The sequence below is a fragment of the Acholeplasma sp. ORD1043 genome, assembly GCF_057808485.1.
This window is the reverse complement of sequence record NZ_JAQLOJ010000005.1, coordinates 51,705-77,925: the sequence shown is the minus strand read 5'-3', so window position 1 is coordinate 77,925 and position 26,221 is coordinate 51,705. Positions and strand designations below refer to the sequence as shown.

The window sequence follows — 26,221 nt, the reverse complement described above, 5'->3', positions numbered from 1 at the left end:
AAAAAGGAGAATTTAACCATGGCAAAATTAACTAAACAAGCTTTCGTAGAAGCTTTAAAAGAAATGTCTTTATTAGAAATCAAAGAATTAGTTGACGGATTAAAAGAAGAATTCGGTATCGACCCAACTGCAGTAGCAGTTTCAGCAGGTCCTGCTCAAGCAGCTGCTGTTGAAGAAAAGACTGAATTCAACGTAATCTTAAAGTCATTCGGCGATAAGAAAATTGAAGTAATCAAAGTTATGCGTGCTGTAACTGGTTTAGGCCTAGTAGAAGCTAAGACTTTAGTTGAAACTGCAGATGCAGTAATCAAAGAAAAAGTTAAGAAAGAAGACGCTGAAAAGATCAAAGCGGACTTCGAAGCTGCTGGTGCTACAGTTGCTATCGTTTAATCTATAAAACGAACATGAGTGAAAAACCTGAGGGCAACCCTTGGGTTTTTTCACATCTTATAAGGAGGAAAAGATGAGTCATTATTTCATTAATGATGATAAATTAAATCACGAGGAAAGTACTTATCACCTCACTATATTCTCTCATAATTTTAGCTTTACAACTGATAGAGGTGTCTTCTCAAAAGATGGGTTAGATTATGGATCAAAAACCTTAATTGAAGCAATAAAAATTGAAGAAAATACACATAGTCTGCTAGATATGGGGTGTGGTGTTGGTGTGATGGGAATTATCTTAAAGAAGATAAATCCAAAGCTAAATCTAACCATGTGTGACGTCAATTTAAGAGCTGTAGAATTAGCAAAAAGAAACGCCAATCAAAACAACATAGAGGCTAATATTTTAGTATCAGATTTATTTGAAAAGATTGAAGGTAAGTTTGATTTAATCATGTCAAACCCGCCAATTAGAGCAGGTAAAAAAGTGATCTATGCTTTATACCGTGATGCGAAAGATCATTTAAATGACGATGGAAGATTTTGGATTGTTGTTAGAAAACAACAAGGTGCGAAGTCAACAATCGAATATTTAAAGACGCTTTACAAGGAAGTCTTTGTCCCTGTAAAGGATAAAGGATTTTACGTAATTTGCGCGATAAAATAACAGTATTTCATTTTTATATTGACTCTATTTAACAAATTGTGGTAAAATTATAAAATGCATAGAAATGGTCTCTTTATATATATTTTAATATATAAAGTGGTTAAAATGTTCCCTTAAAGAACGATAGGAGTGTGAATTCATGGGATATAAAACCGTAAAATACGGCAAAAAAGCAGAGCGTCGTAACTACTCAAAAATGTTACATCAGGTAGAATTACCAAATCTTATCGAGATCCAAACCACATCATTTCAAGAATTTATCGAAACAGGTATCAATGAGTTATTAATCGATATTTCCCCTATTGAAGGACACAATGGGGATTTAAAGCTTTGGTTCGAAGAAAGCTTCTTAGCTGAACCTAAGTACACAATCACTGACGCAAAACGTCGTGATTTAAATTACTCAAGACAATTATCTGCAAGAGTTAAACTTGAAAATGCCATTACTGGTGAAGTTCGCGAATCAAACGTCTTAATGTGCGACTTACCAATGATGACTCCATCAGGTACCTTTGTTATCAACGGTGCTGAACGAGTCGTGGTATCTCAAATTGTACGTTCAAGTGGTGTTTATTACACTTCTGAATTAGACAAGAAAATTAATGCAATCAAATATGCTGCTCAAATCATACCAACACGTGGTGCGTGGATTGAGTTTGAACAAGGCTCCAAAGAGATTCTCTATGCAAAACTAGACAGATCTAAGAAAGTTCCAATGACAACTTTCATTAGAGCGTTAGGTTTCACTACTAAAAAAGAAATTGAAGAAACATTTGGTAAATCAGGTTTATTATCAGCAACATTCGAAAAGGATGAATCTAAGTCTCCAAATGACGCGGTTATTGATTTATATGCAAAACTACGTCAAGGTGAAAAAGTTCCTGCCGATGCTGCTCGTGAATTTATCCGTTTAAGATTATTCGATCGTAGAAGATATGATCTAGCTGCAGTTGGACGTTATAAATTCAACAAGAAGTTAGACGTTTTATCACGTGCTCAAGGTACATTCCTTGCTAATGACGTATTACTAGCTAATGGCGAAGTTATCAAGAAAGATACTGAAATCACTAAAGAAATCGTTGATTTATTAAGTGCTAATCGTGACTCTTTCCGTCGCGAAGTCATCAGTAAAGAAAATTCATTAGAAAACGAAACTTCAGATGAAATCTTAGCAGTATCACTACCAGATGGTGGCGATATGTTATATGCTAAGGAAAATATCATCAACCTAAAAACAGGTGAAGTATTAGTTAAACGTAATGAAGCTATTACTGAAGATGTTATCCAAACATTAAGAAAAAATCGTCATGCAATCGACGAAAAAGTTATTAAGTACTTCTTAAACGAAGACATCTATAAGAAAGAAGCTTCAAGAACTGGCGTTATCGCTGAAATTCTTGATGTTTATGTCTATGATGATAACGGTGATAAATCATCAGTTATTCGTTTAATTGGTAACGACCAAAGAGAAACAAGAGAACATGTTGTATTATCAGACATCGTTGCTGCAATCTCTTATTACTTAAACCTATATGAGAACTTAGGTTCAACAGATGATATTGACCACTTAGGTAACCGTCGTTTACGTTTAATCGGAGAATTATTAAAGAATCAATTCAGAATTGGTTTAGCAAGAGCAGAGAAGAATATCAAAGATAAGATGTCAACAACAAACTTTGCTGATGCAACACCTTCAAACATTATGAATATGACACCACTTGTTGGTGCAATCAAGACTTTCTTCGGTTCATCTCAATTGTCACAATTCATGGACCAAATCAACCCACTTGCTGAATTAACTCAAAAACGTAGAGTATCAGCATTAGGTACTGGTGGTATCGCAAGAGACCGTGCCGGCGTTGAAGTTCGTGACGTTCACAACTCTCACTATGGTCGTCTATGTCCAATTGAAACTCCAGAAGGTCCATCAATCGGTTTAATCTCATCTTTAGCAACATACGCTAAAGTTGACCAATACGGTTTCATTCAAACACCATTCTTAAAAGTTGAAAGAACTGCTACTGGTGAACCGGTTGTATCAAATGAATTTGTCTACTTAACTGCAAATGAAGAACAAGATCATGTCATTGCATCTGCAGCTTCTCCAGTTAATAATGACGGTACATTTGCTGAAACTCGTGTAATTGCGCGTTCAAACGGTGAAACAGCTATCTTTGATAGCCATGAAATTACATTAATGGACGTATCACCTAAACAGTTAGTATCTGTTGCGACAGCTTCAATTCCATTTCTTGAACACGATGACGCGTCACGTGCTTTAATGGGTGCGAACATGCAACGTCAAGCAGTACCTTTATTAAAACCAACATCTGCTATCGTTGGTACAGGTATTGAATACCGTGCAGCTAAAGACTCAGGTGCTGTAGTCGTATCAGATGTTACAGGTTATGTAACTTATGTTGATGCTAAAATTGTTAGAATTACACAAGAACCAAAAGAAGATGTTAAAGTAGCTGGCCAAACAATTTATACTGTTGGCGGTGAGTTTAACTATGCAATTGCTAAAAAATTATATGACTACAACCTTGGTGATACTAAAGAATTTGAATTAATTCAATTCTTACGTTCAAACCAAGATACATTAGTACTTCAAAGACCACTTGTTTTCCAAGGTGAGTACATTGAAAAGGGAGATGTCATCGCTGATGGTCCATCAACTGATAAAGGTGAACTTGCTTTAGGACGTAACGTTACTGTTGCCTTCATGACATGGGAAGGTTACAACTATGAAGACGCCGTTATTATGTGCGAAGACTTAGTTAAGAATGACGTTTATACATCAATCCATATCGATGAATATGAAATCGAAACTAGAGATTTAAAACAAGCTAACGGTAAAGAAGAAATCACAAGAGAAATTCCAAACGTCAGCCAAGAAGCAGTTAAATATCTTGATGAACGCGGTATTATCGTACCAGGTTCTGAAGTTAAAGAAGGCGACATCTTAGTTGGTAAGATTACACCAAAAGGTGCATTTGAACCAACACCACAAGAAAAGTTAATTCATGCTGTTATTGGTGATAAAGCTAAAGAATTCCGTGATTCATCACTGCGCGTTCCACATGGTGGCGGTGGTGTTGTTCAATCAGTTCAATACTTCTCTAAGAAAAATGGTGACCAATTACCTGCTGGTGTAAACGAACAAATTAGAGTTTACATCGCTAAGAAACGTAAGATCTCTGAAGGGGACAAAATGGCTGGTCGTCACGGTAATAAAGGGGTTATCTCTAAGATCTTACCAAGAGAAGATATGCCATATTTAGCAGATGGTACTTATGTAGACATCATGTTAAACCCACTTGGCGTTCCATCTCGTATGAACATCGGACAAATTTTAGAAATTCACTTAGGTATTTCAGCTAAGAAATTAGGTATCAAAGTAGCAACACCAGTCTTCGACGGGGTAAACGACGATGACTTAAAAGAAATCATGAAGGACGCTGGTATTGAACCAGATGGTAAGACAACCCTTTATGATGGACGTACTGGTGAACCTTATCAAAACCGTATTTCAGTTGGTGTCATGTATATGATCAAACTATCACACATGGTTGACGATAAACTTCACGCTAGAAACGTCGGTCCATATACTCTAGTAACACAACAACCAATGGGTGGTAAAGCTCAAAATGGTGGTCAACGTTTCGGGGAAATGGAAGTTTGGGCATTATATGCTTATGGTGCTGCACATACATTACAAGAAATGTTAACTGTTAAATCAGACGATATGTTAGGAAGAAATAAAGTTTACTATGCAATTACACATGGTCAACCAATTCCAAAAGCATCAATCCCTGAATCATTCAGAGTATTAACAAGAGAATTACAAGCTTTAGGCTTATACGTTGAATTAGTCGAAGCTACAACCGGTGAAAACGAAGCAACAAAGAGCTTGGTTGACACTACGAAAGGCTTAAACAAAGGAGGGTTTAGATAATGTCTAGCAAAGAAATTTTATCATTACCAGTAGAACAGCTAAAACTTTCCCAAAAGGCCTTAGAAAGATTAAAACTCTCTGGTATTGACCGCTTAGAAGATTTCAACACCTTCAATGTTAAAGAGCTACAATCTTTACTTTCAGACTCTTTTGAAGAAGTTCTACCAACTTTAGTCTTTTATAAATTACCAAGAAAAGTTACTGACCTTTCATTATCAAGTGATGCGGTATCAGTACTTGAAACTGCCGGTATTAAAGACTTAGAAGTTTTATTAAAATACGACAAACATGCTTTATACCATATCTTTGATAAAGATGAATTCTTACTAAAAGAAATCAATGATTTATTAGAACTTTATGGTGAAGAAGCATTAGCTGAAAGCGAACACCATCATCATGAAGGTGAAGTGAATTTTGAAGAAGAATTCACGCCAATTTCAGTTAAAGATGATGTTGAATCAAGAATTCAAACTAAAGTACAACAAATTAGAAAAGGTTATGGTTCAAGAACATTTACTCACTTCAAGATCAGACTAGCTTCTCCAGAAGAAATTAGAAACTGGTCTTATGGTGAAGTTGTTAACCATGAAACAATTAACTACCGTACATCAAAACCTGAACCAGGTGGATTATTTGACGAAAGAATCTTTGGACCAACTAGAGATTACCAATGCGCATGTGGAAAGAAACAAACCGTTAATAAAGGTCAAATCTGTCCAAAATGTGGTATTGAAATCACTGAATCTAAAGTACGTCGTGAAAGAATGGGTCACATCAATCTTGAAGCCCCAGTTGTTCACACTTGGTACTTAAAGAACTCTCCTTCAAGACTAGCTATTTTACTAGGTATTAAAGCTAAATCATTAGAAGAAGTTGTTTGCCATGCAGCTTACATCGTTACAGATGCAGGTAACACACCACTAGCGAAGAAACAAATCTTAACCGAACAAGATTATTCAGCTTTAGTTGAAGAATACGGTAACAGATTTACTGCCTTAACTGGTGCTGAAGCAGTTAAAAAATTACTTCAAGAACTTGACTTAGAAAAAGAAGTTAAATCTTTAAGAAGAAGATTAAAGACTGCATCAAAACAAAAACGAGATCGTATTATTAAGAGATTAGAAGTTGTTGAATCATTCAACCAATCTGACAACAAACCTGAATGGATGGTTATGGATGTAATTCCTGTCATCCCACCAGACTTACGTCCAATGGTTCCACTAGATGGTGGTCGTTTTGCAACTACTGACCTTAATGACTTATATCGTCGCATCTTAAACCGTAATAACCGTTTAAAGAAACAAAAAGAACAAAATGCACCTCGCTTAATTACTAAGAACGAAAAACGTATGTTACAAGAAGCAGTTGATGCTTTATTTGACAACGCTAAACGTGGTAAGAAAGCAGCTGTTGAAAGAAATCGTCACTTAAAATCATTATCAGATTTATTACGTGGTAAACAAGGTCGTTTCCGTCAAAACTTACTTGGTAAACGTGTTGACTACTCAGGACGTTCAGTAATTATCGTCGGACCAGACTTAGAAATGTACCAATGTGGTATTCCACGTGAAATGGCTATTACTTTATTCAAACCATTCATCTTAAGAGAATTACAATTAATGACTGGTGCTGAAAAGAAAAATGCCAATGCTAAATATGAAAAACGTGATGATGATACTTGGAGAGCATTAGAAAAGGTTGTTCGTGAACATCCAGTTCTATTAAACCGTGCCCCAACACTTCACAGACTTGGTATCCAAGCATTCGAACCTAAATTAATCGATGGTAAAGCGATTCGTTTACACCCACTTGTTACGCCTGCGTTTAACGCGGACTTTGACGGTGACCAAATGGCTGTTCACGTTCCACTTTCACCTGAAGCACAAGCAGAAGCAAGACTTCTTATGTTAGCTTCAAACAACATCTTAAACCCTAAAGATGGTAAACCAGTTGTTACACCATCTCAAGACATGGTTTTAGGTAACTACTACTTAACTATTGAAGAAAGATTAGAAAGAACATTTGCTGATGCAGCTAAGACTGAACGTCATCAATACCAAAACAGAAATGAAGGTAAGTTCTTCTCATCAATCGATGAAGCTAAGTTAGCATACGATCAAAAAGAAATTACGTTACATACACGTATTATCTTAAGACCTGAAACTGTTAAACATACATTTACTGAAGAACAAAACAATAAATATTTAGTGACTACATTAGGTAAATTAATCTTCAATGAAATCTTACCTGATACATTCCCATATGTTAATGAACCAAATTCATTCAACTTAGAAGAAAAAACACCAGATATTTACTTCATCTCAAAAGGCGTAAATCCAAAAGAAGCATTAGCTTCAATTCCTTCACCAGAACCATTCAAGAAGAAATTCTTATCACTTGTTATTGCTAGAGTCTTCAAATTATTCCACATCTCAGAAACTTCTAAGATGTTAGACAAATTAAAAGATTTAGGATTCAAGTATTCTACAGTTGCTGGTATCACAATTTCATTTGCTGATATCAATGTATACTCTAAGAAGAAAGATTTAATTGATGCGACTGAAAATCAAATCGCTGAAATTGAAGAATGGTACGAAGATGGACTTCTAACTGAAGCAGAACGTAAGAAGTTAGTCATCGACAAATGGACAGAAGTTCGTGGTAAGATCCAATCAGGATTAATGTCAGAATTTGATAAGGACAACAACATCTATATGATGTCAGACTCTGGTGCCCGTGGTAACGTATCTAACTTCACTCAGTTAGTTGGTATGCGTGGTCTGATGAGTAACCCTAAGGGTGAAACTATTGAAGTCCCAGTTCAATCATCATTCCGTGAAGGTCTAACCGTATCAGAATTCTTCATCTCAACGCACGGTGCGCGTAAAGGTTCTACCGATACAGCGTTAAAGACAGCCGAATCAGGTTACTTAACTCGTCGTTTAGTTGACGTTTCTCAAGATGTCATCATCGTTGAAGAAGATTGTGGTAGTGAACATGGTGTCATTGTTAAAGCTATTGTTGATGAATCAGGTAAGGAAATTGTTCCATTACATGATAGAATCCATGGTAGATTTGCTGCAAAAGACATCATTAACCCACAAACTGGCGAAGTATTAATCAAACGTAATGAATTAATTACTGACGAAATCGGTTTTGAAATCGTTAAGTCAGGTGTTAAAGAAGTAGAAATCAGATCTGTATTAGCTTGTAACTCACACCATGGTATCTGTGCGAAAGACTACGGTATTAACCTTGCTACAAACCAACACGTAGAAGTTGGGGAAGCAGTGGGGGTTGTCGCAGCTCAATCAATCGGTGAACCTGGTACACAGTTAACCATGAGAACATTCCACACCGGTGGGGTTGCCTCAGGTGCCGATATTACCCAAGGTCTTCCACGTATTCAAGAATTATTTGAAGCGCGTAATCCAAAAGGTAAAGCAATCATTTCTGAAGTTTCTGGTAAAGTTAAAGATATCTCTCGTAAGGGTGGATCTAACATTATCACAGTTATTGATGAAGCGGATAAGGAATACAAGTACACACTTGATCCAAACGTTGAATCTCTTGTTAAGAAAGGTGCAACTATCAAAGCTGGTAAGAAATTATCAGCCGGCTCAATCAATCCTAAAGAATTATTACGTGTAACTGACGTAGAACAAGCTTCTAACTATATCTTAGAAGAAGTTCAAAAAGTTTACCGTGCTCAAGGGGTTGAAATTTCTGACAAACACGTTGAAGTAATTATTCGTCAAATGTTAAGACGTATTGTGATTGTAATTGAAGGTGACACTGATTTACTTCCAGGTACTGAAGTATCAATTGCTGAATTCCAAAGAGCAAACAAAGAAGCTATGGCAGGCCGTAAACGTCTTGCTGTAGGTCGTCCAATTCTATTAGGTATCACACGTGCTTCTTTACGTAGTGATTCATTCTTATCTGCTGCATCATTCCAAGAAACAACTCGTATTCTTACAGATGCTGCAATCAAAGGTAAACGTGATGAATTACACGGTCTAAAAGAAAACGTCATCATCGGTGGTTTAATCCCTGCTGGTACTGGTATCTTACAAGAAAAAGATTTCTTCTATGACAAGCCTCAACAAGTCATTGATGAGTACGAAGAACTAGACTAATTTATAAACAAAGGCCAATCTTATAAAGATTGGTCTTTTTGTTAAAAATGGTATAATTTGAGATTCAAACTTATTTCTTGAAAAATAATATGTAAAGATATATAATTAATTACGGTCTATCAATATTGTCGGGTTTGGATACTTAGGGAGAAAGTATTTGGGCCTGAATATCAACAAAGGGAGTAGTTTGTTAACTGCTCCTTTTCTCTTTTATAGATTATAATATTTATATAGGAGATGATAATATATGTTTATATATGAAAAAGGACGTATTTTCATGAATGATGAAAATGGTCAGATGATTGCAGAAATCACTTACAAAGAAGAAGATAATCATGTATGGAATGCAGATCATACATTTGTAGACCCAGCATTACGTGGTCAAGGTATTGCATTAAAGTTAGTCAATGCACTAGTTGATCTTGCAGTTAAAGAAGGTAAAAAGATAATTCCAACATGTCCATATGTTGTTAGAGTCTTTAATGAAAATAAAGATACTTATGCGCATGTGTGGGAAAGATAAGTTTTAGAAAGCCTGGTTTATCTTATCATATGGAAATTGCCTTTTATGTTGACACTTTCAATGAGGTTGACCAGTATGATGATAAAATCGTGTAGTCTAATGCATCCAAAGTAACTAAACTAGAAACAATGCCTTAGGTAAAATGATTTTCTTCTTTACAGATCCTAAAGGCACTATAATTGAAATTGATTCGTTTAATTTACCGTTTAGAAGTTAAAAATTCCACCAAAAAATGGTGGTTTTTTTACGAGAATTCAAATATTTCAAATCGATTTTTGTTGACTTTTATATTGCAAAAATATATAATTAAGAAGGTATGATTTAAATATCATTATCTACATTAAATAAATGGCTTCACAAAGCCAAAAGAATAAAAATGAAACACTTGGACATGTGTTTCAAGAAAGGAAATGTATTCATGCCTACAATATCACAACTTATCTCAAAGAATGTACGTACAGATAAGAAGTACAAATCAAAATCACCAGCTTTACAATATGGTTTCAACACTTTAAAGAAAGCTGAGTCTGATTATGCTTCACCACAAAAACGTGGGGTATGTACTCGTGTTACAACAATGACTCCAAAGAAACCTAACTCAGCATTACGTAAATATGCCCGTGTTAGATTATCAAACGGAACTGAAGTAACAGCGTATATTCCAGGTGTTGGACATTCACTACAAGAGCACTCCGTAGTATTAGTTCGCGGTGGACGTGTTAAGGACTTACCAGGGGTAAGATACCACATCGTTCGCGGATCACTAGATGCAACTGGTGTAGCAAACCGTAAACAAGGTCGCTCAAAGTATGGTGCTAAGCGTCCTAAAGCTGGTGCAGCTGCAAAAACAGCAGGAAAAAAATAAGAATTTAAAATCTAACTAAAAATCACTCGAAAGGAAGAAGGTGAACAAGATGCCACGTAAAGGACATGTTGTTAAACGCGATGTATTACCAGATCCAATTTATAATTCAAAATTAATCACTCGTGTAGTGAACGCGATTATGGAAGACGGTAAAAAAGGAACTGCACAAAGTATCATCTATGGTGCATTCAATCGTATCAAAGACCAAACAGGTCGCGAACCAATTGATGTTTTCAATGAAGCAATGAATAACATCTCACCTATCTTAGAAGTTAGAGCGCGTCGTATCGGAGGTCAAAACTATCAAGTTCCAGTTGAAGTAAGACCAGAAAGAAGACAAGCATTAGCTTTAAGATGGTTATCACAATACGCTAAGAAACGCCATGAAAAAACTATGGAAGAAAGATTAGCAAAAGAAATTATCGACGCATCACAAGGCTTAGGTGCTTCTGTGAAGAAACGCGAAGAAACGCATAAGATGGCGGAAGCAAACCGTGCGTTTGCTCATTACCGCTGGTAATTAAGGAGATATCTATATGCCACGTCAATATTCATTAGAAAAAACACGTAATATCGGTATCATGGCTCACATTGATGCGGGTAAAACAACAACAACCGAACGTATTTTATACCATACAGGTAAAATCCATAAAATTGGCGAAACACACGATGGTGCATCACAAATGGACTGGATGGAACAAGAACAAGAACGTGGGATTACAATTACATCAGCAGCAACTACTGCAGTATGGAGAGAACACCGTGTCAACATCATTGACACCCCAGGACACGTCGACTTCACAGTCGAAGTATCACGTTCTCTACGTGTATTAGATGGTGCTGTTACAGTTATTGATGCTCAAGCTGGTGTTGAACCTCAAACAGAAACTGTTTGGAGACAAGCTACTGAGTATAAAGTTCCAAGAATTGTTTACGTTAATAAAATGGATAAGATTGGTGCAGACTTCAAACATGCGATCAAAACTATCCACAACCGTTTAGGCGTTAAAGCAAATGCTATTCAATTACCTATCGGATCAGAAAATGACTTCAACGGTATTATTGACTTAGTCACTATGACTGCTGTTCAATATACTGGTGATGCTGATGAAAATACAAAAGACATCGAAATTCCAGCTCACTTATTAGAAGAAGCTAAGCAATTAAGATTCGAATTAATCGAAGCAGTTGCTGAATACGATGAAGAATTAATGATGACTTACCTAGAAGGTGGAGAAGTTACAGTTGAATTAATCAAACGTGCAATCCGTAAGGGTACACTTGCTGTAGAATTCTTCCCAGTAGTTTGTGGATCATCATTCAAAAACAAAGGTGTTAAGAAAGTGTTAGATGCCGCTATCGACTATCTACCTTCACCACTTGACATCCCACCAGTTGTTGGTCACAACCCTGAAGGAGAAGAAGTCATCCGTCATGCTTCAGATGATGAACCATTCACTGCTTTAGCATTCAAAGTTATGACTGACCCATTCGTAGGTAAATTAACATTCTTCCGTGTATACTCAGGTCATATCACATCAGGTTCATACATCAAGAATACGACAAAAGATGAACGCGAAAGATTTGGACGTTTACTACAAATGCACGCTAACAACCGTCAAGAAATCACTGAAGTTTACGCAGGTGATATCGCGGCTGCTGTTGGTCTAAAATTAACGACTACAGGTAACACTTTAGCGTTAGAAAACGATGATATCATTTTAGAATCAATGAACTTCCCTGAACCAGTTATCGAAGTCGCTGTAGAACCGAAAACTAAGAACGACCAAGATAAGATGGGTTCAGCTTTAGCAAAACTCGCTGAGGAAGATCCAACATTCAGAACATATACAAACACTGAAACTGGCCAAACAATTATTGCAGGTATGGGTGAACTTCACTTAGACATTATTGTTGACCGTATGAGAAGAGAATTCAAGGTAGAAGCAAACGTTGCTGAACCTCAAGTATCATACAGAGAAACAATTACTCAAAATGCATCAATTGAATCTAAGTTCGTACGTCAATCAGGTGGTCGTGGTCAATACGGTCACGTTGTAATTGAATTCGAACCAAACCCAGGTAAAGGATTTGAATTCGTTGATAAAATCGTTGGTGGTGTAATCCCTCGTGAATACATCCCATCAGTTCAAAAAGGTCTTGAAGAAGCATTACAATCAGGTGTGCTTGCTGGATTCCCAATCGTAGACATTAAAGCTACATTAGTATTCGGTTCATACCATGAAGTCGACTCATCAGAAATGGCATTCAAAGTTGCTGCTTCTATGGCTTTAAAAGATACTAAGACTAAAGCTGGTGCTGTAATCTTAGAACCAATCATGGACGTTGAAGTAGTAACTCCAAACGACTATGTTGGTAACGTTATTGGTGACTTAACTTCACGTCGTGGTCGTCTTGAATCACAAGAAGGCCGTGGTAACGCAATCGCTATCCGCGCATTCGTCCCATTATCAGAAATGTTTGGTTATGCAACATCTCTACGTTCAAACACACAAGGACGTGCTACATTCGTAATGCAATTTGATCATTATGAACGCGTTCCAAAATCAATTCAAGAAGAAATTATGAAAAAACGCGGTTCTAATTAATCCGCTTCACAAAAAATTACCAATATGATAAAATAATCATTGTAAAAATGATTTTATAACGAAAAAATTATAGGAGGATTTTGCGTCATGGCAAAACAAAAGTTTAACAGAACAAAACCCCATGTTAACGTTGGTACAATCGGACACGTTGACCATGGTAAAACAACTTTAACTGCTGCTATTACATCAGTATTAGCTTCAAAAGGGTTTGCTGAGAAGAGAGATTACTCACAAATCGATGCTGCTCCAGAAGAAAGAGAACGCGGTATTACAATTAATGCTTCTCACGTTGAATATGAAACAAACGCTAGACACTACGCTCACGTAGACTGCCCAGGTCACGCTGACTATGTTAAAAACATGATTACAGGTGCTGCTCAAATGGACGGCGCAATCTTAGTAGTATCTGCTGCGGATGGCCCAATGCCACAAACTCGCGAACACATCTTATTATCACGCCAAGTTGGTGTTCCAAAGTTAGTAGTATTCTTAAACAAAGCTGACTTAGTTGGTGATGATGAATTACTTGACTTAGTTGAAATGGAAGTACGTGAATTACTTTCAGAATACGATTTCCCAGGTGATGACATTCCTGTTATCCGTGGATCAGCTTTAGGCGCTTTAAACGGCGAACCACAATGGGTTGCTAAAGTTGAAGAATTAATGGAAGCTGTTGACACATACATCGACACTCCAGTTCGTGCTACAGACAAACCATTCATGATGCCAGTAGAAGACGTATTCACAATCACAGGTCGTGGTACAGTTGCTACAGGTCGTGTTGACCGCGGTATCGTTAAAGTTGGTGACCAAGTTGAAATCGTTGGTATCCGTGATACTAAGAACACAACTGTTACTGGCGTTGAAATGTTCCGTAAATTAATGGATCAAGCTGAAGCAGGTGACAACATCGGTACATTATTACGTGGTGTTGACCGTTCAGAAGTTGAACGTGGACAAGTATTAGCTAAACCAGGTTCAGTTAAACCTCATAGCAAATTTACTGCTCAAATCTACGTTTTATCAAAAGAAGAAGGTGGACGTCATACAGCGTTCTTCTCAAACTACCGCCCACAATTCTATTTCAGAACAACTGACATCACAGGTATTATTACCTTAGCTGAAGGTACTGAAATGGTTATGCCTGGTGATAACGCAGAAGTTACTGTTGAATTAATTCACCCAATCGCTATTGAAGAAGGTACTAAGTTCTCAATCCGTGAAGGCGGAAGAACTGTTGCATCAGGTTCAGTAGTTAAAGTTATTGAATAATAACATTAAAACAAGATAAAAACTGAGACTTCATTATGAAGTCTCTTTTTGTTTTAGTGGTATAATTTACTTAATAATGGAAGAAGGATACATATGATTATAGATACGCACATCCATTTAAATATAAAAGACTATGATGAAGATTTAGATCAACTCTTAGAAGAAGCAAGGTTAGTTGATGTAAAAAAGATGATCGTAATTGGAATGGATATATACCACAATAAACGTGCGGTAGAACTTGCCGAAAAGTACGAAAACTTATATGCAACCGTCGGTGTACACCCGTGTGATGTTGATAATTTAGAAGTTAAAGACATTATGAAATATGTAACTCACCCTAAAGTTGTTGCAATTGGTGAAACAGGTATTGACCTTTATTGGAGAAATGATAATCTAGATAAACAAAAAGAACTTTTTGTTAAACAACTAGAACTGGCAGTAAAACTTGATAAACCAATTATTATTCATACAAGAAATTCATTCAAAGAAGCCTTTGAATGTGTAAAACCTTTTATTGGTAAAATACGTGGTGTATTTCATTCATTCTCATCAAATATAGAGGATGCAAAACTTGCCATAGAAGCTGGATTCTATATTGGTATTACTGGTGTGGTAACTTTTAAAAAAGCAGAAGCTTTGCATGAAATTGCAACGAATATTCCACTTGAACACATTTTAGTAGAAACTGATGGGCCATTCTTAGCACCAGTTCCATTCCGTGGTAAGAGAAATGTACCTGCTTATAATAAATATGTTGTAGAGAAAATTGCCGAATTAAAAGGCATAAGTAGTGAGGAAGTAGCAGCTAAAACAACAGATAATGCGATAAAGTTGTTTAGATTGGAGACCATATGAGAAAAATATTTTTAGTCCTATTTAGTTTTATCTTAATACTTACACTTACAGCTTGCGATCAATTAGACGACCTCATAGAAAGTTTAAATCCAGAGGTTTTTGCACCTGATGTCACATCGGGTGAGGCTGAGTTTATTGATATGGTTGCTGAACTTAAAAACACTGTTGTAGCTTTATCAAATACAATTGTTGAAAATAATAATGAAGTACGTCGTGCATCAGGTATTATTATTAAGAAGGAAGAAGGTGCATTATTTCACAAATATTACATCTTAACCAGCCAATATGTTGTTGCAGGTAAGTCTTCAATTAAAGTACATACAACACCAACAGAAAACATTGATGGTACTGTTTTAAATGTTAAAACAGATTATGAACAAGATGAAGATATTGCACTGGTTTGGTTTGAATCTTCTAAAAACTTTGATGTCTATGAAGTATCAAGATATAGTGGTACAGTTGAAAGTTTAAATACCAGATTTATCTTTTCAATTGGTACACCATTATCACTAAGTTATTATAACTATGTTACAAACCCTGCATCGATCATGGGTTATGATGGTAATATTTTAGTTCATGGAACAAATTTAAACTTTGGACAAGTTGGTTCACCGCTCTTTTTAAAAGAAACTGGCGAACTGATTGGTATTAATGTATCATATTCATTAACAACCGGGGCTAGACCTGAAGTTTTAATTAATCGTGCAATTTTTATTAACCGTGCATTAGATCTTGTGGAGGAGTTGATTTAGGTGAAGAAAATAGTAAGTATATTTCTTTTATGCTTTCTATTAATCCTAACAGCTTGTACCCCGGGACGAATTCCTCACGAAGTTAGAGATGAACCAACAAGTGAAGAATTTAGAGTTTTAGCAGAATCTCTACGTGAGTCTACAGTCGCTGTACTAGGCCAATATATGGTATTTAATACCGGCATTGGTTCAGGGTTAATATTCATGAAAGAAACAATTGATGATGAGTTTTTTTACTACTATGTTGTAACCAATCAACACGTTGTCGAAGGTAACTCAAGAGTCACAATAAGAACAACTAAACGTGATGAACTTGGCGATATTTATGCTGAGGATGATTCACTTTCTAAAGATTATGAGGATATTGCTATTGTTAGATTTAAGAGCGACCTAGAGTATCCAATAGTTAAAATAATTCCTTTTGAAGAAAATAATACGCATGTGCAAGTATCCGTGGGACAAACTGTCTTTGGTATTGGTACACCTGTATCAACTAATAACTATAACTTAGTGACTAATTTAGGGATTATCTCTGCGCTTGATTCATATTTTATTTCGCATACTGCCAATATCAACCCAGGTAATTCTGGTGGTCCACTCTTTTCATATGATGGTACTTTCATTGGTATTAGTACCCAACGTATTGAAGTTTTTAATGGTCAAACAGTTTACTTAATGGGGGAATCCATTAGTGTAAATCAAGTTTCATTTATGATTAAGAAGTTATTAGATAGAGTGACGCCAAAACTTGGTGTTTATCTACTAGAGATGAATGACTTCTTAACCAATGACTATCTACTATACTTTAAAGAGCAAGCTGCAAACTTTAAACCAGAAGAATTAGTTGATCCAAATGAAGTTGGCGTAGTCATCATCGATGTTAATGTTACAAGACCATCATATGGCATATTAAAACAATTCGATGTTATTCTTTCCGTAAATGGTACTAGAGTTACAACCTCAGAACATTTAATTTCAGCAGCAAGTCCTATTAAATCTGGTAATGTTTATGAGTTTGAGATTAGAAGAAAAAATGAAGATACCAATCAATTTGAAACATTAATGATTGAAGTTGAGATTCCATGAGAAATATATTAGAGTATTTAATTAAGCATAGTGAAAAAATAGCATTTGCAGAATCAATGACCGGTGGTGCACTAGCAGCTAAGTTTATTGAAAATAAAAATGCATCATTAGCACTTTCAGAGTCATTTGTTCTTTACTCAAATGAGGCTAAAATCAGATATTTAAACATATCGCCTGAACTCATTAAACAAAAAGGTGTTGTTTCAAGCGACGTTGCACATGATATGGCAAAAAATCTTCATTTAGTAACAAATGCTGATTTGTGTGTTGCAACAACCGGTTATGCTGAAGGTATGAACCCTAATAAATGTTATATTGGGATTTACTATAAAGGGCATATCTATATAGATAAAGTCGAATTTTTAAAGGATAAAACAAGAAAAGAGAATATTGATACCACAGTCACATACATATTTGACTTGATATCAAAAACACTTAAAATTTAGTTGTTTTTTATAACATTTAGTGTTATAATTTAAAGGCATGAAAAATTGCAAATCCCTTGGCAGAAATGCCCAGAGTCCAGAAGGAGGTTAAAAACATGAGAAAGTATGAACTTATGTACATTGCTAACCCAACTTTAGATCCAGAAGCTTTAAAGAAGTTGGTTGCTGATTTAGCTAATGTTGTTACATCAAACGGTGGTAACATCTTAGAACTTAAAGAAATCGGTTTAAAAGATTTAGCGTACGAGATCAATCACCTAAGAAAAGGTTACTATGTTTGGATGTTAGCAGAAATGACTCCAGCAGGTATCGCCGAATACAAGCGCGTGATTGCTATTACTGAAACTGTGATCCGTCACATTGAAGTAAAAGAAGGAGAATAACATGATAAATAGAGTCGTTCTTGTTGGAAGAATTACGAAAGAAGTTGATTTAAGAGCTGTTTCAAACAACGTTTCAGTTGTTCAGTTTACTTTGGCTGTAAATCGTAATTTTACTTCTCAATCAGGAGAAAGACAAGCTGATTTTATATCATGTGTTGCCTGGAGAAATCAAGCTGAATTCATGAAGAAATTCGTGAAAAAGGGTGCTTTATTAGGCATCGAAGGACGTATTCAAACAAGAAGTTATGACGATGCTAACGGTCAAACCCGTTACGTAACTGAAGTGGTGTGCGACAGTGTACAACTCTTAGAGTCACGTGGAGATCAAACTTCGAATGGTGAATACGAAAGTAAGGTCAGCAAAGCTGAAAATGATGAATTCTATGAAACATCAAAACAATTAGTTGCTGACGATGATCTACCATTTTAGAAAGGATCTATTATAATGCAAGACAGACAAAGACGCGGTGGCTTCAAAAAACGCAAAAAAGTATGTTATTTTACTGCAAACAAGTTCACTCATATTGACTTTAAAGATACTGAATTATTAAAGAAATTTGTTACAGAACGCGGTAAAATCTTACCAAGACGTGTAACTGGTACTTCAGCTAAATGGCAACGCCAATTAGCAACAGCTATCAAGAGATCACGCCACATGGCATTACTACCATTCGTAAAAGAATAATAAAATATATCAATTATCCCCAAATATTGGGGATAATTTTTTTATATTCATGCATGAATATATGATATAATTTTTGTAAGTGAGGTAGTTAAATTGAAAAGATTTCTAGTTATATCCATCTCAATATTGTTATTTATTGGGTCATTTACTTTTTTAGCTGTGCTCATTTATCAAAATTCTAATGGAAATGTCAGTGACTTAATGTACTTTGCTTTTGGTGGTGCTATTGCAGGGTCAGTTATTTTTACCATCTCAATATTACTTTTAAACAGATCAAAATTCAAAGAACAAATTACGAATCTTCAAAACAGACTTGCTCGTTGGAGTAAATTATCTCCTCGTGTTAACCAAGTCGGTGATGATGCATTCCAAGGACTTCCGATTGGAATTATTGTTCTTGATGAAAGTTTAAATGAAATTAAATGGGTTAATAATTTTGCTAAAGAGATATTTGGACCGAGGTTAGTTGATAAGCAAATTAAAGAAATTAATGAACCACTGGCTGAATATGTCAAAGGTGAACAGCATGATTTAATTACAATTGCTGTTAAAGAAGAAAGATACGAAGTCATTTACAAAAAAGACTTACAAGTTATTTACTTATTTAACGTAACTGAACGTGAAAAGGTTAAGTTGGAGTTTATTAAGAACTTACCAGCGATTGGTATTATCAACTTAGATAACTTTGAAGAAAATATTGCTAACTTTGATATTTCAGAACAGTCAAGTATTAAGGGTGAATACTTATCAACGATTGCTGACTGGGTAGAAGAATACAATGGTTATTTAAAACCTTATGGGGATAACCGTTTAATCATGTTAGTGAAACGCAAAAAGTTAGAAGAAATGATGGTTAACAAATTTGATATTTTAGAGCGCATTCGTGCAATCTCTGCAAAATATCAAATTAGAGTAACTGTTTCTATTGGTATGGCAAGTTGGGATTTAGAATATGATGAATTATCAGACTATGCTCAAAATGCTATTGAACTTGCTGAAAAACGTGGTGGTGACCAAGCAGTTGTTAACATCCAAAATCAAAAGATTGCATACTTTGGTGCGAAACAAGAGACCACATCTAAACAATCACGCGTAAACGTACGTCAAAGTGCTTTACAACTTCGCGATATTTTTGATAAGACAGAAACTGTGCTTATTATGGGGCATAATCAAACTGACCTTGATTCATTTGGTTCAATGATTGCAACCCTTAAGATGGCACAAACTGCACCAGATGTGACAGCTTATTTAGTAGTTGATGAAGAGAAATTAGATCCATCTGTTTCTTATGTGTTATCAATTTTAAAACAAAACAATCACTCAATTTTAAAATACATGATTACAACCGAAAAAGCGCTTGAAAAAGCAAATGAAGATACTTTCTTACTTGTTGTAGACACTCAAAATCCAGCTATTGTTCATTCACCTGAATTATTAGATAAAGGTATGAAAATTGGGGTTATTGACCATCATAGAGGTAATGAAGAATCAATTGAAGGTGAATACTCGTTTGTTGATTCATCTGCATCATCAACGATTGAATTAATCATTGAAATGATTTCGTTCTTTAACCGTGAAATCAATATTGATGGACTTGAAGCATCTGTGATGTATGGTGGTTTAATTGTTGATACAAATACATTCACGTATCGAACAACTGCCAGAACTTTTGATGTTGCTGCAAGATTAAAAGATTTTGGTGCAGATTCAATTTTAGTTAAAACATGGTTAAGAAATGATTTAGATAAAACTGTTGAGTTAAACAACTTATTCTCATCGGTTGAGATTTATTTAGATCGATTTGCAATTGTGAAATCCGAAAAGGTTTATCACGATAGAGCATTTATTGCTCAAGTTTCACAAGCTTTACTGGATATTAAAAATATCGATGCAGCATTTGCGATTGTCAAAATTGATATGTCAACTGTAGGTATTTCAGCCCGTAGTTTTGGTGCCGTGAACGTTCAAGTGATCATGGAACAAATGGGTGGAGGTGGACATTTAAATAGTGCTGCAACTCAAATGAAAGATACAAAAGTTACGGATGCATATCTACAACTTAAAAACATATTAGAACTAGAACATGGAGGAACAACAGAACCTATGAAAGTCATTTTATTAGAAGATGTTAAAGGTAAAGGTAAGAAGGATCAAATTATTGAAGTCGCTGGAGGTTATGCAAATTACTTAATCACAGCAAAACAAGCACTGCCTGCAACCGATGAAAACTTAAAAAAATTAGCTGAACAAAAAGAGGCAGAACGCCAAGCAGAAATTAAATATTTAGCATTAATGAAGAAGTTAGCTTCTGAAATTGATGGTAAATCAATTACTTTATCAATTAATATTGGAGCAGATGGTAAACGATTTGGTTCAATTACTTCAAAGCAAATTGTTGAAGAATTTGAACGTAAACATGGTGTTATCATTGATAAAAAGAAAATTGATTTAGCAACAGACATTACATCTGCAGGTATTTATCCTGTAACTGTAAACTTAGACAAAGGGGTCAAAGCAAGTTTCGAAGTAAACATTATTGAAAAGAGGGATTAAAAATGGCGAGTAAATTACCACACTCATCAGAAGCAGAAAAGAGTGTACTAGGGGCAATATTTTTAGATAATAATCAAGCACCAGCTATTTTTGATGCCGTTAGAGAAGAAGATTTCTTTGATCCAAATCATCAATTCATCTTTCAAGCGATGAAAGATCTCTTCTTAAATAGACGAGATATTGATATGACTTCAATCTCATCTCATCTTCAAAATAAAGGTCAACTTGAAACTGTTGGTGGCATTTCCTATTTATTAGAATTATCAAACTTTACAGTATCTGTGGAACATATTGAAACCTATATTGATATTGTTAAAGATTACTCACTTAAACGTGATGTGATTCAAGTAACGCAAAGTCTTGCAACAGATGGACTAACCACAGATATTGACTCAATTGAATATCTTGATAAAGTAGAATCAATGGTTCTACAACTTTCTCAAAGAAGAAAAGTAGGGGGCTTTAAACCAGTTCCAGAAATCATTAAAGAAGTCAGAGATAAGATGCACTTCCTACAGAATAATAAAGGCGTTACAGGGCTTTCTACAGGCTTTACAACATTAGATGAATACATGAATGGTATGGAACCAGAAGCCTTAATTATCATTGCTGCACGTCCATCTATGGGTAAGAGTGCATTCGCTATGAATTTAGCTTTAAACGCAGCTATGTATAATAAAGGTGGTAAAGCTGGGGTTGCAATCTTTTCACTTGAAATGAGTAATGAACAATTAGTATCTCGTATGATTTCTAGTTTGTCTAACATTGAAAACTCGAAATTAAGAACTGGACACTTAACCAGTCAAGAGTGGAAACATTTTGAACTGTATACAGAAAGAATACAAGGTTATAACATTTTCTTTGATGACTCAACATCAAGTAACATTAATGAAATTAGAGCTAAATGTCGTAAGTTAGCACAAGAAAAGAAACTTGATTTAGTCGTTATTGACTACCTACAATTAATCCATGCGGATATGAGAGGTAATGCAAGCCGTCAAGAAGAAGTTTCTAAAATCTCTCGCGCCTTAAAACAAATGGCAAAAGAATTAAAAGTACCGGTAATTGCACTTTCACAATTATCACGTGATGTTGAAAAGACTGGTGATAAAAAGCCATTACTTGCGCACTTACGTGAATCTGGTTCGATCGAACAAGATGCCGATATCGTCATGTTTATTCATAGAGATGAATACTATAACCGTGATAAAGAACCATCAGGTGATGCTGAAATTATCTTAGCTAAAAACCGTCAAGGTAGAATTGGCTCAATTAAATTTATTTTCCAAACTCAATATTCTCGCTTTGCTGAACGTGCGAATATTGATGAACCATCAAATTAAGTAAAAAAATAAGAGGCGATTAAACCGCCTCTTTTATTTATGCTTGATATGCCTCTAGCATCCAGATATGTTTTTCAAATGAACGAATAGCACCGACTAACATGTCTTCGGTAGCAACATCTTCTAACTGAGAAGTTAAAACAATTGCATCTTTAAAACTTTTGACAAACTGTTTTAAGTCACTAATGGTTTCATCGACCATTTGTTTTGGATCCATAGATTTGGATTCTTTAAGTGTTGTAAGTTGTAGGTATTCACTTAAGCTTGATGCTGGAGTACCTCCAATTGTGATTAACCTTTCAGCAAATTCATCATATAACTCGTTAACCTCTTCATATAAAGATTCGAATTGTTTATGAAGTTCAAAGAACTTGGAGCCTTTCACATACCAGTGAAAATGATGTAACTTTGTGAAAAATACAGAAAAATCAGCAACCATTGTATTCAATTTATTGTCTAACATTTTTTTCATTGTTTTTCCTCCTTCTTTCTATACCTCTATTATACCCCCATAATGTATTATGTGGTAAAATAGTACAGGTAATTTGAAAGGATTGACAGCTTTGAAGAAATCAACAATATGGAGTCTTTTTGTAACATTCTTTAAAATGGGACTATTCACCTTTGGTGGTGGATATGTCATGTTAAGCGTGATGCAAAAAGAACTTGTAGAAAAAAGAGATTGGATCTCAAAAGAGGATATGTTAGATTTAGTCGGTATATCTCAATCAACACCTGGTCCATTTTCAGTAAATGCCGCAACTTATATAGGTTATAAATTACATAAGTTTTGGGGTTCTGTCGCAGCAACACTTGGTGTTGTTGTGCCCTCGTTTATAGTGATTATTCTAGTATCATTATTCTTAGAAGCATTTCAAACAAATGAAATAATTCATAACTTACTTAAAGGTATTAATGCAGGGGTTTCTGTTTTAATCTTTAAAGCATGGTTTAAGTTAACTAAACAAATCGGACTTAACATATTTAATATATCTCTAATGTTAATAGGTATTTTGGTAAGTTTAATCTTCCCACAATTCAGTGTGATTTACTTAATTATGATTGTCGCAGTAGCGGGTATCATGACATCTTTCTTTAAAAAGAAGGAGGTAGATGATAATGGTAATTCTTGAGTTGTTAAAACTATTTCTAATCTTCTTCCAAATCGGATTATTCACATTTGGTGGAGGATATGCAATGATTCCACTTATTCGAACCGAAGTCGTATCAAATGGATATTTAACGATTACACAAGTTGACCAATTCATTGGTATTGCTGAATCAACACCTGGACCATTCGCAATTAATATTGCAACATTCGTTGGATTTGAAGAGTTTGGTTTCTTAGGGGCAATTGTTGCAACACTCGGTGTTGTACTGCCAAGTTTCATTATTATATATTTGATTGCATATTATAGTGCAAAATTCTTAAACACAAGACCGGTTAGAAGTATGCTTGCTTGGATTAATCCATTAACTATTGGATTAATTTTTGCAGCCGCATTCTCAGTCATGTTAAATGCAATTTTTAAAGCCTACCCATGGGAAGCAGCGTTTAACATTGATTACATTGGTTTAGCAATCTTCTTAGTCGTATTAGCAGTTTCACTAGGTTTTAAAAAGGTAAGCCCAATTTTATTAATTGTCTTATCTGGTATTTTAGGTATTATTTTATATTCTGTTTTTTAATAAAAGGAGTTACACATGTTTGATCGTTTAAAATTAATTAAAGAAACTTATGAAAAGATGCAAGAGAAACTTTTATCGGGTATATCTGACATCAAAGAAATCACAAAACTGATGAAGGAGTCAAAAGGTTTAGAAGAAACTGTTGCAACATACGATTTGTATTTAAAAACAGAATCGCAAATCAAAGATTTAGACGAATTATTTGAAATTGAAGAAGATGCAACAATGTTAGAAGTTGCTAAAGAGGAATACAAATCACTTCAATTAAAATTAGAAGATTTAGAAGCTAAATTAAAAATATTATTACTTCCAAAAGACCCTAACGATGACAAGAACGTTATCATTGAAATCAAAGGTGCTGCTGGTGGAGATGAAGGTAATATTTTTGCTGGTGACTTATTTAGAATGTATTCTAAGTATGCAGAAACTATGGGGTGGAAAATTTCTATTGCGAACGTAGCATACGGTGCAATGGGCGGATTTACTTCAATTGAATTCACAGTCTCTGGTGATAGAGTCTATTCATTCTTAAAATATGAATCAGGTGTTCACCGTGTACAAAGAGTACCAGAAACTGAAACTCAAGGTAGAATTCATACATCAACTGCAGTTGTACTTGCTTTACCAGAACAAGATGAAATTGACTATGATGTAAGTTGGAATGACATTCGATTTGATACATTCCAATCAAGTGGTGCAGGTGGACAATCTGTTAATACAACTTACTCAGCAGTACGTTTAACGCACATTCCAACTGGTATTGTTGTTCAGTCTCAAGAAGAACGTAGCCAACATGAAAATAAGGAGCGTGCTTATAAAATGTTAGTTACTAGAATCTACGACAAACTTATGGAAGAACAGATGGAAAAAGAAGGTGCAAACCGTAAAGCACTTGCTGGACGTGGTGATCGTTCAGAAAAGATTAGAACTTATAACTATCCACAAAATAGAGTGACTGACCATAGAATTGGACTAACTTTAAATAGACTTGATGTGATTATGGAAGGTCGTATTGACTTAATCATTGAACCATTAATCAATGAGTTCCAAAAGAAATCCTTAGAAGGTGACAAGGAATGACGTTAAGAGAAACGTTAAAGTTATATGAAGAATTAGCATCAAATAACGATAAAGAAAGTGAAGCAGTAAAACTACTCATTATGGAATTAAGTTTGATGACACCAAATGAGTTTTATTTGAGTCAAAATAAGCAAGTTGATACAAGAATGCTTGAGATCATCGATACTTCAGTTAGACGCTATGTCTTTGAAGATGTGCCAATTCAACATATTTTAGGATTTTCATATTTTTATGGATACCGATTTAAAGTCAATAAAGATGTTTTAATCCCACGTCGTGAAACTGAAGAACTTGTTGAAGAAGTCTTAATGATCTTTGATGAGTACTTTGCTCAAGATGTCGATGTGATTGATTTAGGTACAGGTTCTGGTTGTATATCAGTGACCTTATCACTTGAAGAAAATAAGATGCATGTTGATGCAGTAGACCTGTCAAAAGAAGCATTAAAAGTTGCAGAAGAGAATAATAAAAACCTTGGTGGTACAGTTAATTTCTTCCAATCTGACTGGTTTAAAAATGTAAATAAAACATATGATATCATTGTTGCCAACCCGCCTTATATTCCAAATGGTGAAGCAGTTGATGCGATTGTTAAGAAAGAACCAAGCCTAGCATTATATGGTGGTGTGGATGGTTTAGAACCATATGAAATCATCTTGAAAAACGCTAAAAATTTCTTAAAGAAAAAAGGTTTAATCGCTTTTGAACACGGATATCAACATAAGGATGCAATTAAAGCATTAGCGCTAAATTATTTCCCTGATGCTGAAATCTTCCAAAAACAAGATTTACAAGGTAAAGACCGTATGACATTTATTGGCATCGGTGGCGTATTAAAAAAATAATAACTGTGGTGCTTTTAACACACAATAACTCTTTATTTATTCGCTAAAGCGATATCATTAAAGTTTAAATAAAAAAAGTACTTT

General features: G+C 35.1%; 23 protein-coding genes. 22 read left to right on the top strand and 1 reads right to left on the bottom strand.

Going from position 1 to position 26,221, the window contains the following annotated elements:
* Positions 1-18 precede the first annotated feature (18 nt).
* From rplL to dnaB, 18 genes are all read left to right on the top strand, one after another.
* Positions 19-390 (top strand): 50S ribosomal protein L7/L12, encoded by a 372-nt coding sequence (gene rplL / locus PG914_RS02800; RefSeq protein WP_488822179.1) that lies wholly within the window; start codon positions 19-21, stop codon positions 388-390.
* A 73-nt stretch (positions 391-463) separates the two neighbouring features.
* Positions 464-1,054 carry a class I SAM-dependent methyltransferase gene (locus tag PG914_RS02795; protein ID WP_488822178.1) on the top strand — a complete coding sequence of 197 codons (591 nt, stop codon included), beginning with the start codon at positions 464-466 and terminating at the stop codon, positions 1,052-1,054.
* A 139-nt stretch (positions 1,055-1,193) separates the two neighbouring features.
* Positions 1,194-5,012, top strand: coding sequence for a DNA-directed RNA polymerase subunit beta (rpoB, locus tag PG914_RS02790; protein ID WP_488822177.1), 3,819 nt, complete (start codon positions 1,194-1,196; stop codon positions 5,010-5,012).
* Positions 5,012-9,151, top strand: coding sequence for a DNA-directed RNA polymerase subunit beta' (rpoC, locus tag PG914_RS02785; RefSeq protein ID WP_488822176.1), 4,140 nt, complete (start codon positions 5,012-5,014; stop codon positions 9,149-9,151). The genes rpoB and rpoC overlap by 1 nt, the downstream gene beginning before the upstream one ends.
* Positions 9,152-9,398: 247 nt before the next feature.
* Positions 9,399-9,674 carry a GNAT family N-acetyltransferase gene (locus PG914_RS02780; protein WP_488822174.1) on the top strand — a complete coding sequence of 92 codons (276 nt, stop codon included), beginning with the start codon at positions 9,399-9,401 and terminating at the stop codon, positions 9,672-9,674.
* 418 nt (positions 9,675-10,092) lie between these two features.
* Complete coding sequence (gene rpsL, locus PG914_RS02775) at positions 10,093-10,539, top strand: 30S ribosomal protein S12 (RefSeq protein ID WP_488822172.1); 447 nt, start codon at positions 10,093-10,095, stop codon at positions 10,537-10,539.
* 49 nt (positions 10,540-10,588) lie between these two features.
* Positions 10,589-11,059 carry a 30S ribosomal protein S7 gene (gene rpsG / locus PG914_RS02770; RefSeq protein WP_488822170.1) on the top strand — a complete coding sequence of 157 codons (471 nt, stop codon included), beginning with the start codon at positions 10,589-10,591 and terminating at the stop codon, positions 11,057-11,059.
* A 16-nt stretch (positions 11,060-11,075) separates the two neighbouring features.
* A complete protein-coding gene (gene fusA / locus PG914_RS02765) occupies positions 11,076-13,148 on the top strand; it encodes an elongation factor G (protein WP_488822168.1) in 2,073 nt (690 codons plus the stop codon).
* Between the two features lie 87 nt (positions 13,149-13,235).
* Positions 13,236-14,420, top strand: coding sequence for an elongation factor Tu (tuf, locus tag PG914_RS02760; RefSeq protein ID WP_488822166.1), 1,185 nt, complete (start codon positions 13,236-13,238; stop codon positions 14,418-14,420).
* 93 nt (positions 14,421-14,513) lie between these two features.
* Positions 14,514-15,275: a TatD family hydrolase gene (locus PG914_RS02755; RefSeq protein WP_488822164.1), complete on the top strand. Its 762-nt coding sequence runs from the start codon at positions 14,514-14,516 to the stop codon at positions 15,273-15,275.
* On the top strand, positions 15,272-16,027 hold the full coding sequence (locus PG914_RS02750; RefSeq protein ID WP_488822162.1) for a S1 family peptidase: 756 nt from the start codon (positions 15,272-15,274) through the stop codon (positions 16,025-16,027). The genes PG914_RS02755 and PG914_RS02750 overlap by 4 nt, the downstream gene beginning before the upstream one ends.
* Entirely contained in the window at positions 16,028-17,113 is a 1,086-nt protein-coding gene (locus PG914_RS02745) for a S1C family serine protease (RefSeq protein ID WP_488822160.1), read from the top strand.
* Complete coding sequence (locus PG914_RS02740) at positions 17,110-17,559, top strand: CinA family protein (protein ID WP_488822159.1); 450 nt, start codon at positions 17,110-17,112, stop codon at positions 17,557-17,559. Before PG914_RS02745 ends, PG914_RS02740 begins: the two co-directional genes overlap by 4 nt.
* A gap of 95 nt (positions 17,560-17,654) precedes the next feature.
* A complete protein-coding gene (gene rpsF, locus PG914_RS02735; protein WP_488822158.1) occupies positions 17,655-17,942 on the top strand; it encodes a 30S ribosomal protein S6 in 288 nt (95 codons plus the stop codon).
* A 1-nt stretch (position 17,943) separates the two neighbouring features.
* Complete coding sequence (gene ssb / locus PG914_RS02730; RefSeq protein ID WP_488822157.1) at positions 17,944-18,372, top strand: single-stranded DNA-binding protein; 429 nt, start codon at positions 17,944-17,946, stop codon at positions 18,370-18,372.
* Positions 18,373-18,387: 15 nt separating this feature from the next.
* Complete coding sequence (rpsR, locus tag PG914_RS02725; RefSeq protein ID WP_488822156.1) at positions 18,388-18,627, top strand: 30S ribosomal protein S18; 240 nt, start codon at positions 18,388-18,390, stop codon at positions 18,625-18,627.
* 93 nt (positions 18,628-18,720) lie between these two features.
* Complete coding sequence (gene rplI, locus PG914_RS02720; RefSeq protein ID WP_488822155.1) at positions 18,721-21,180, top strand: 50S ribosomal protein L9; 2,460 nt, start codon at positions 18,721-18,723, stop codon at positions 21,178-21,180.
* Between the two features lie 2 nt (positions 21,181-21,182).
* A complete protein-coding gene (gene dnaB, locus PG914_RS02715) occupies positions 21,183-22,523 on the top strand; it encodes a replicative DNA helicase (RefSeq protein WP_488822154.1) in 1,341 nt (446 codons plus the stop codon).
* A gap of 37 nt (positions 22,524-22,560) precedes the next feature.
* Here dnaB and PG914_RS02710 read toward each other — a convergent pair whose 3' ends face one another.
* A complete protein-coding gene (locus PG914_RS02710; protein WP_488822153.1) occupies positions 22,561-22,995 on the bottom strand; it encodes a Dps family protein in 435 nt (144 codons plus the stop codon).
* A gap of 91 nt (positions 22,996-23,086) precedes the next feature.
* Here PG914_RS02710 and PG914_RS02705 point away from each other — a divergent pair, with 91 nt between their 5' ends.
* The 4 genes from PG914_RS02705 to prmC are packed head-to-tail and all read left to right on the top strand — an operon-like array spanning position 23,087 to position 26,137.
* Positions 23,087-23,656 carry a chromate transporter gene (locus PG914_RS02705; RefSeq protein ID WP_488822152.1) on the top strand — a complete coding sequence of 190 codons (570 nt, stop codon included), beginning with the start codon at positions 23,087-23,089 and terminating at the stop codon, positions 23,654-23,656.
* Positions 23,643-24,212 (top strand): chromate transporter, encoded by a 570-nt coding sequence (locus tag PG914_RS02700; protein WP_488822151.1) that lies wholly within the window; start codon positions 23,643-23,645, stop codon positions 24,210-24,212. The genes PG914_RS02705 and PG914_RS02700 overlap by 14 nt, the downstream gene beginning before the upstream one ends.
* A 15-nt stretch (positions 24,213-24,227) precedes the next feature.
* The gene (gene prfA, locus PG914_RS02695; protein ID WP_488822150.1) at positions 24,228-25,292 is read left to right on the top strand and encodes a peptide chain release factor 1; all 1,065 of its coding nucleotides are present in this window, start codon (positions 24,228-24,230) and stop codon (positions 25,290-25,292) included.
* Positions 25,289-26,137, top strand: a complete 849-nt coding sequence (prmC, locus tag PG914_RS02690; RefSeq protein ID WP_488822149.1) for a peptide chain release factor N(5)-glutamine methyltransferase — start codon at positions 25,289-25,291, stop codon at positions 26,135-26,137. Before prfA ends, prmC begins: the two co-directional genes overlap by 4 nt.
* The last annotated feature ends 84 nt before the right edge of the window (positions 26,138-26,221 follow it).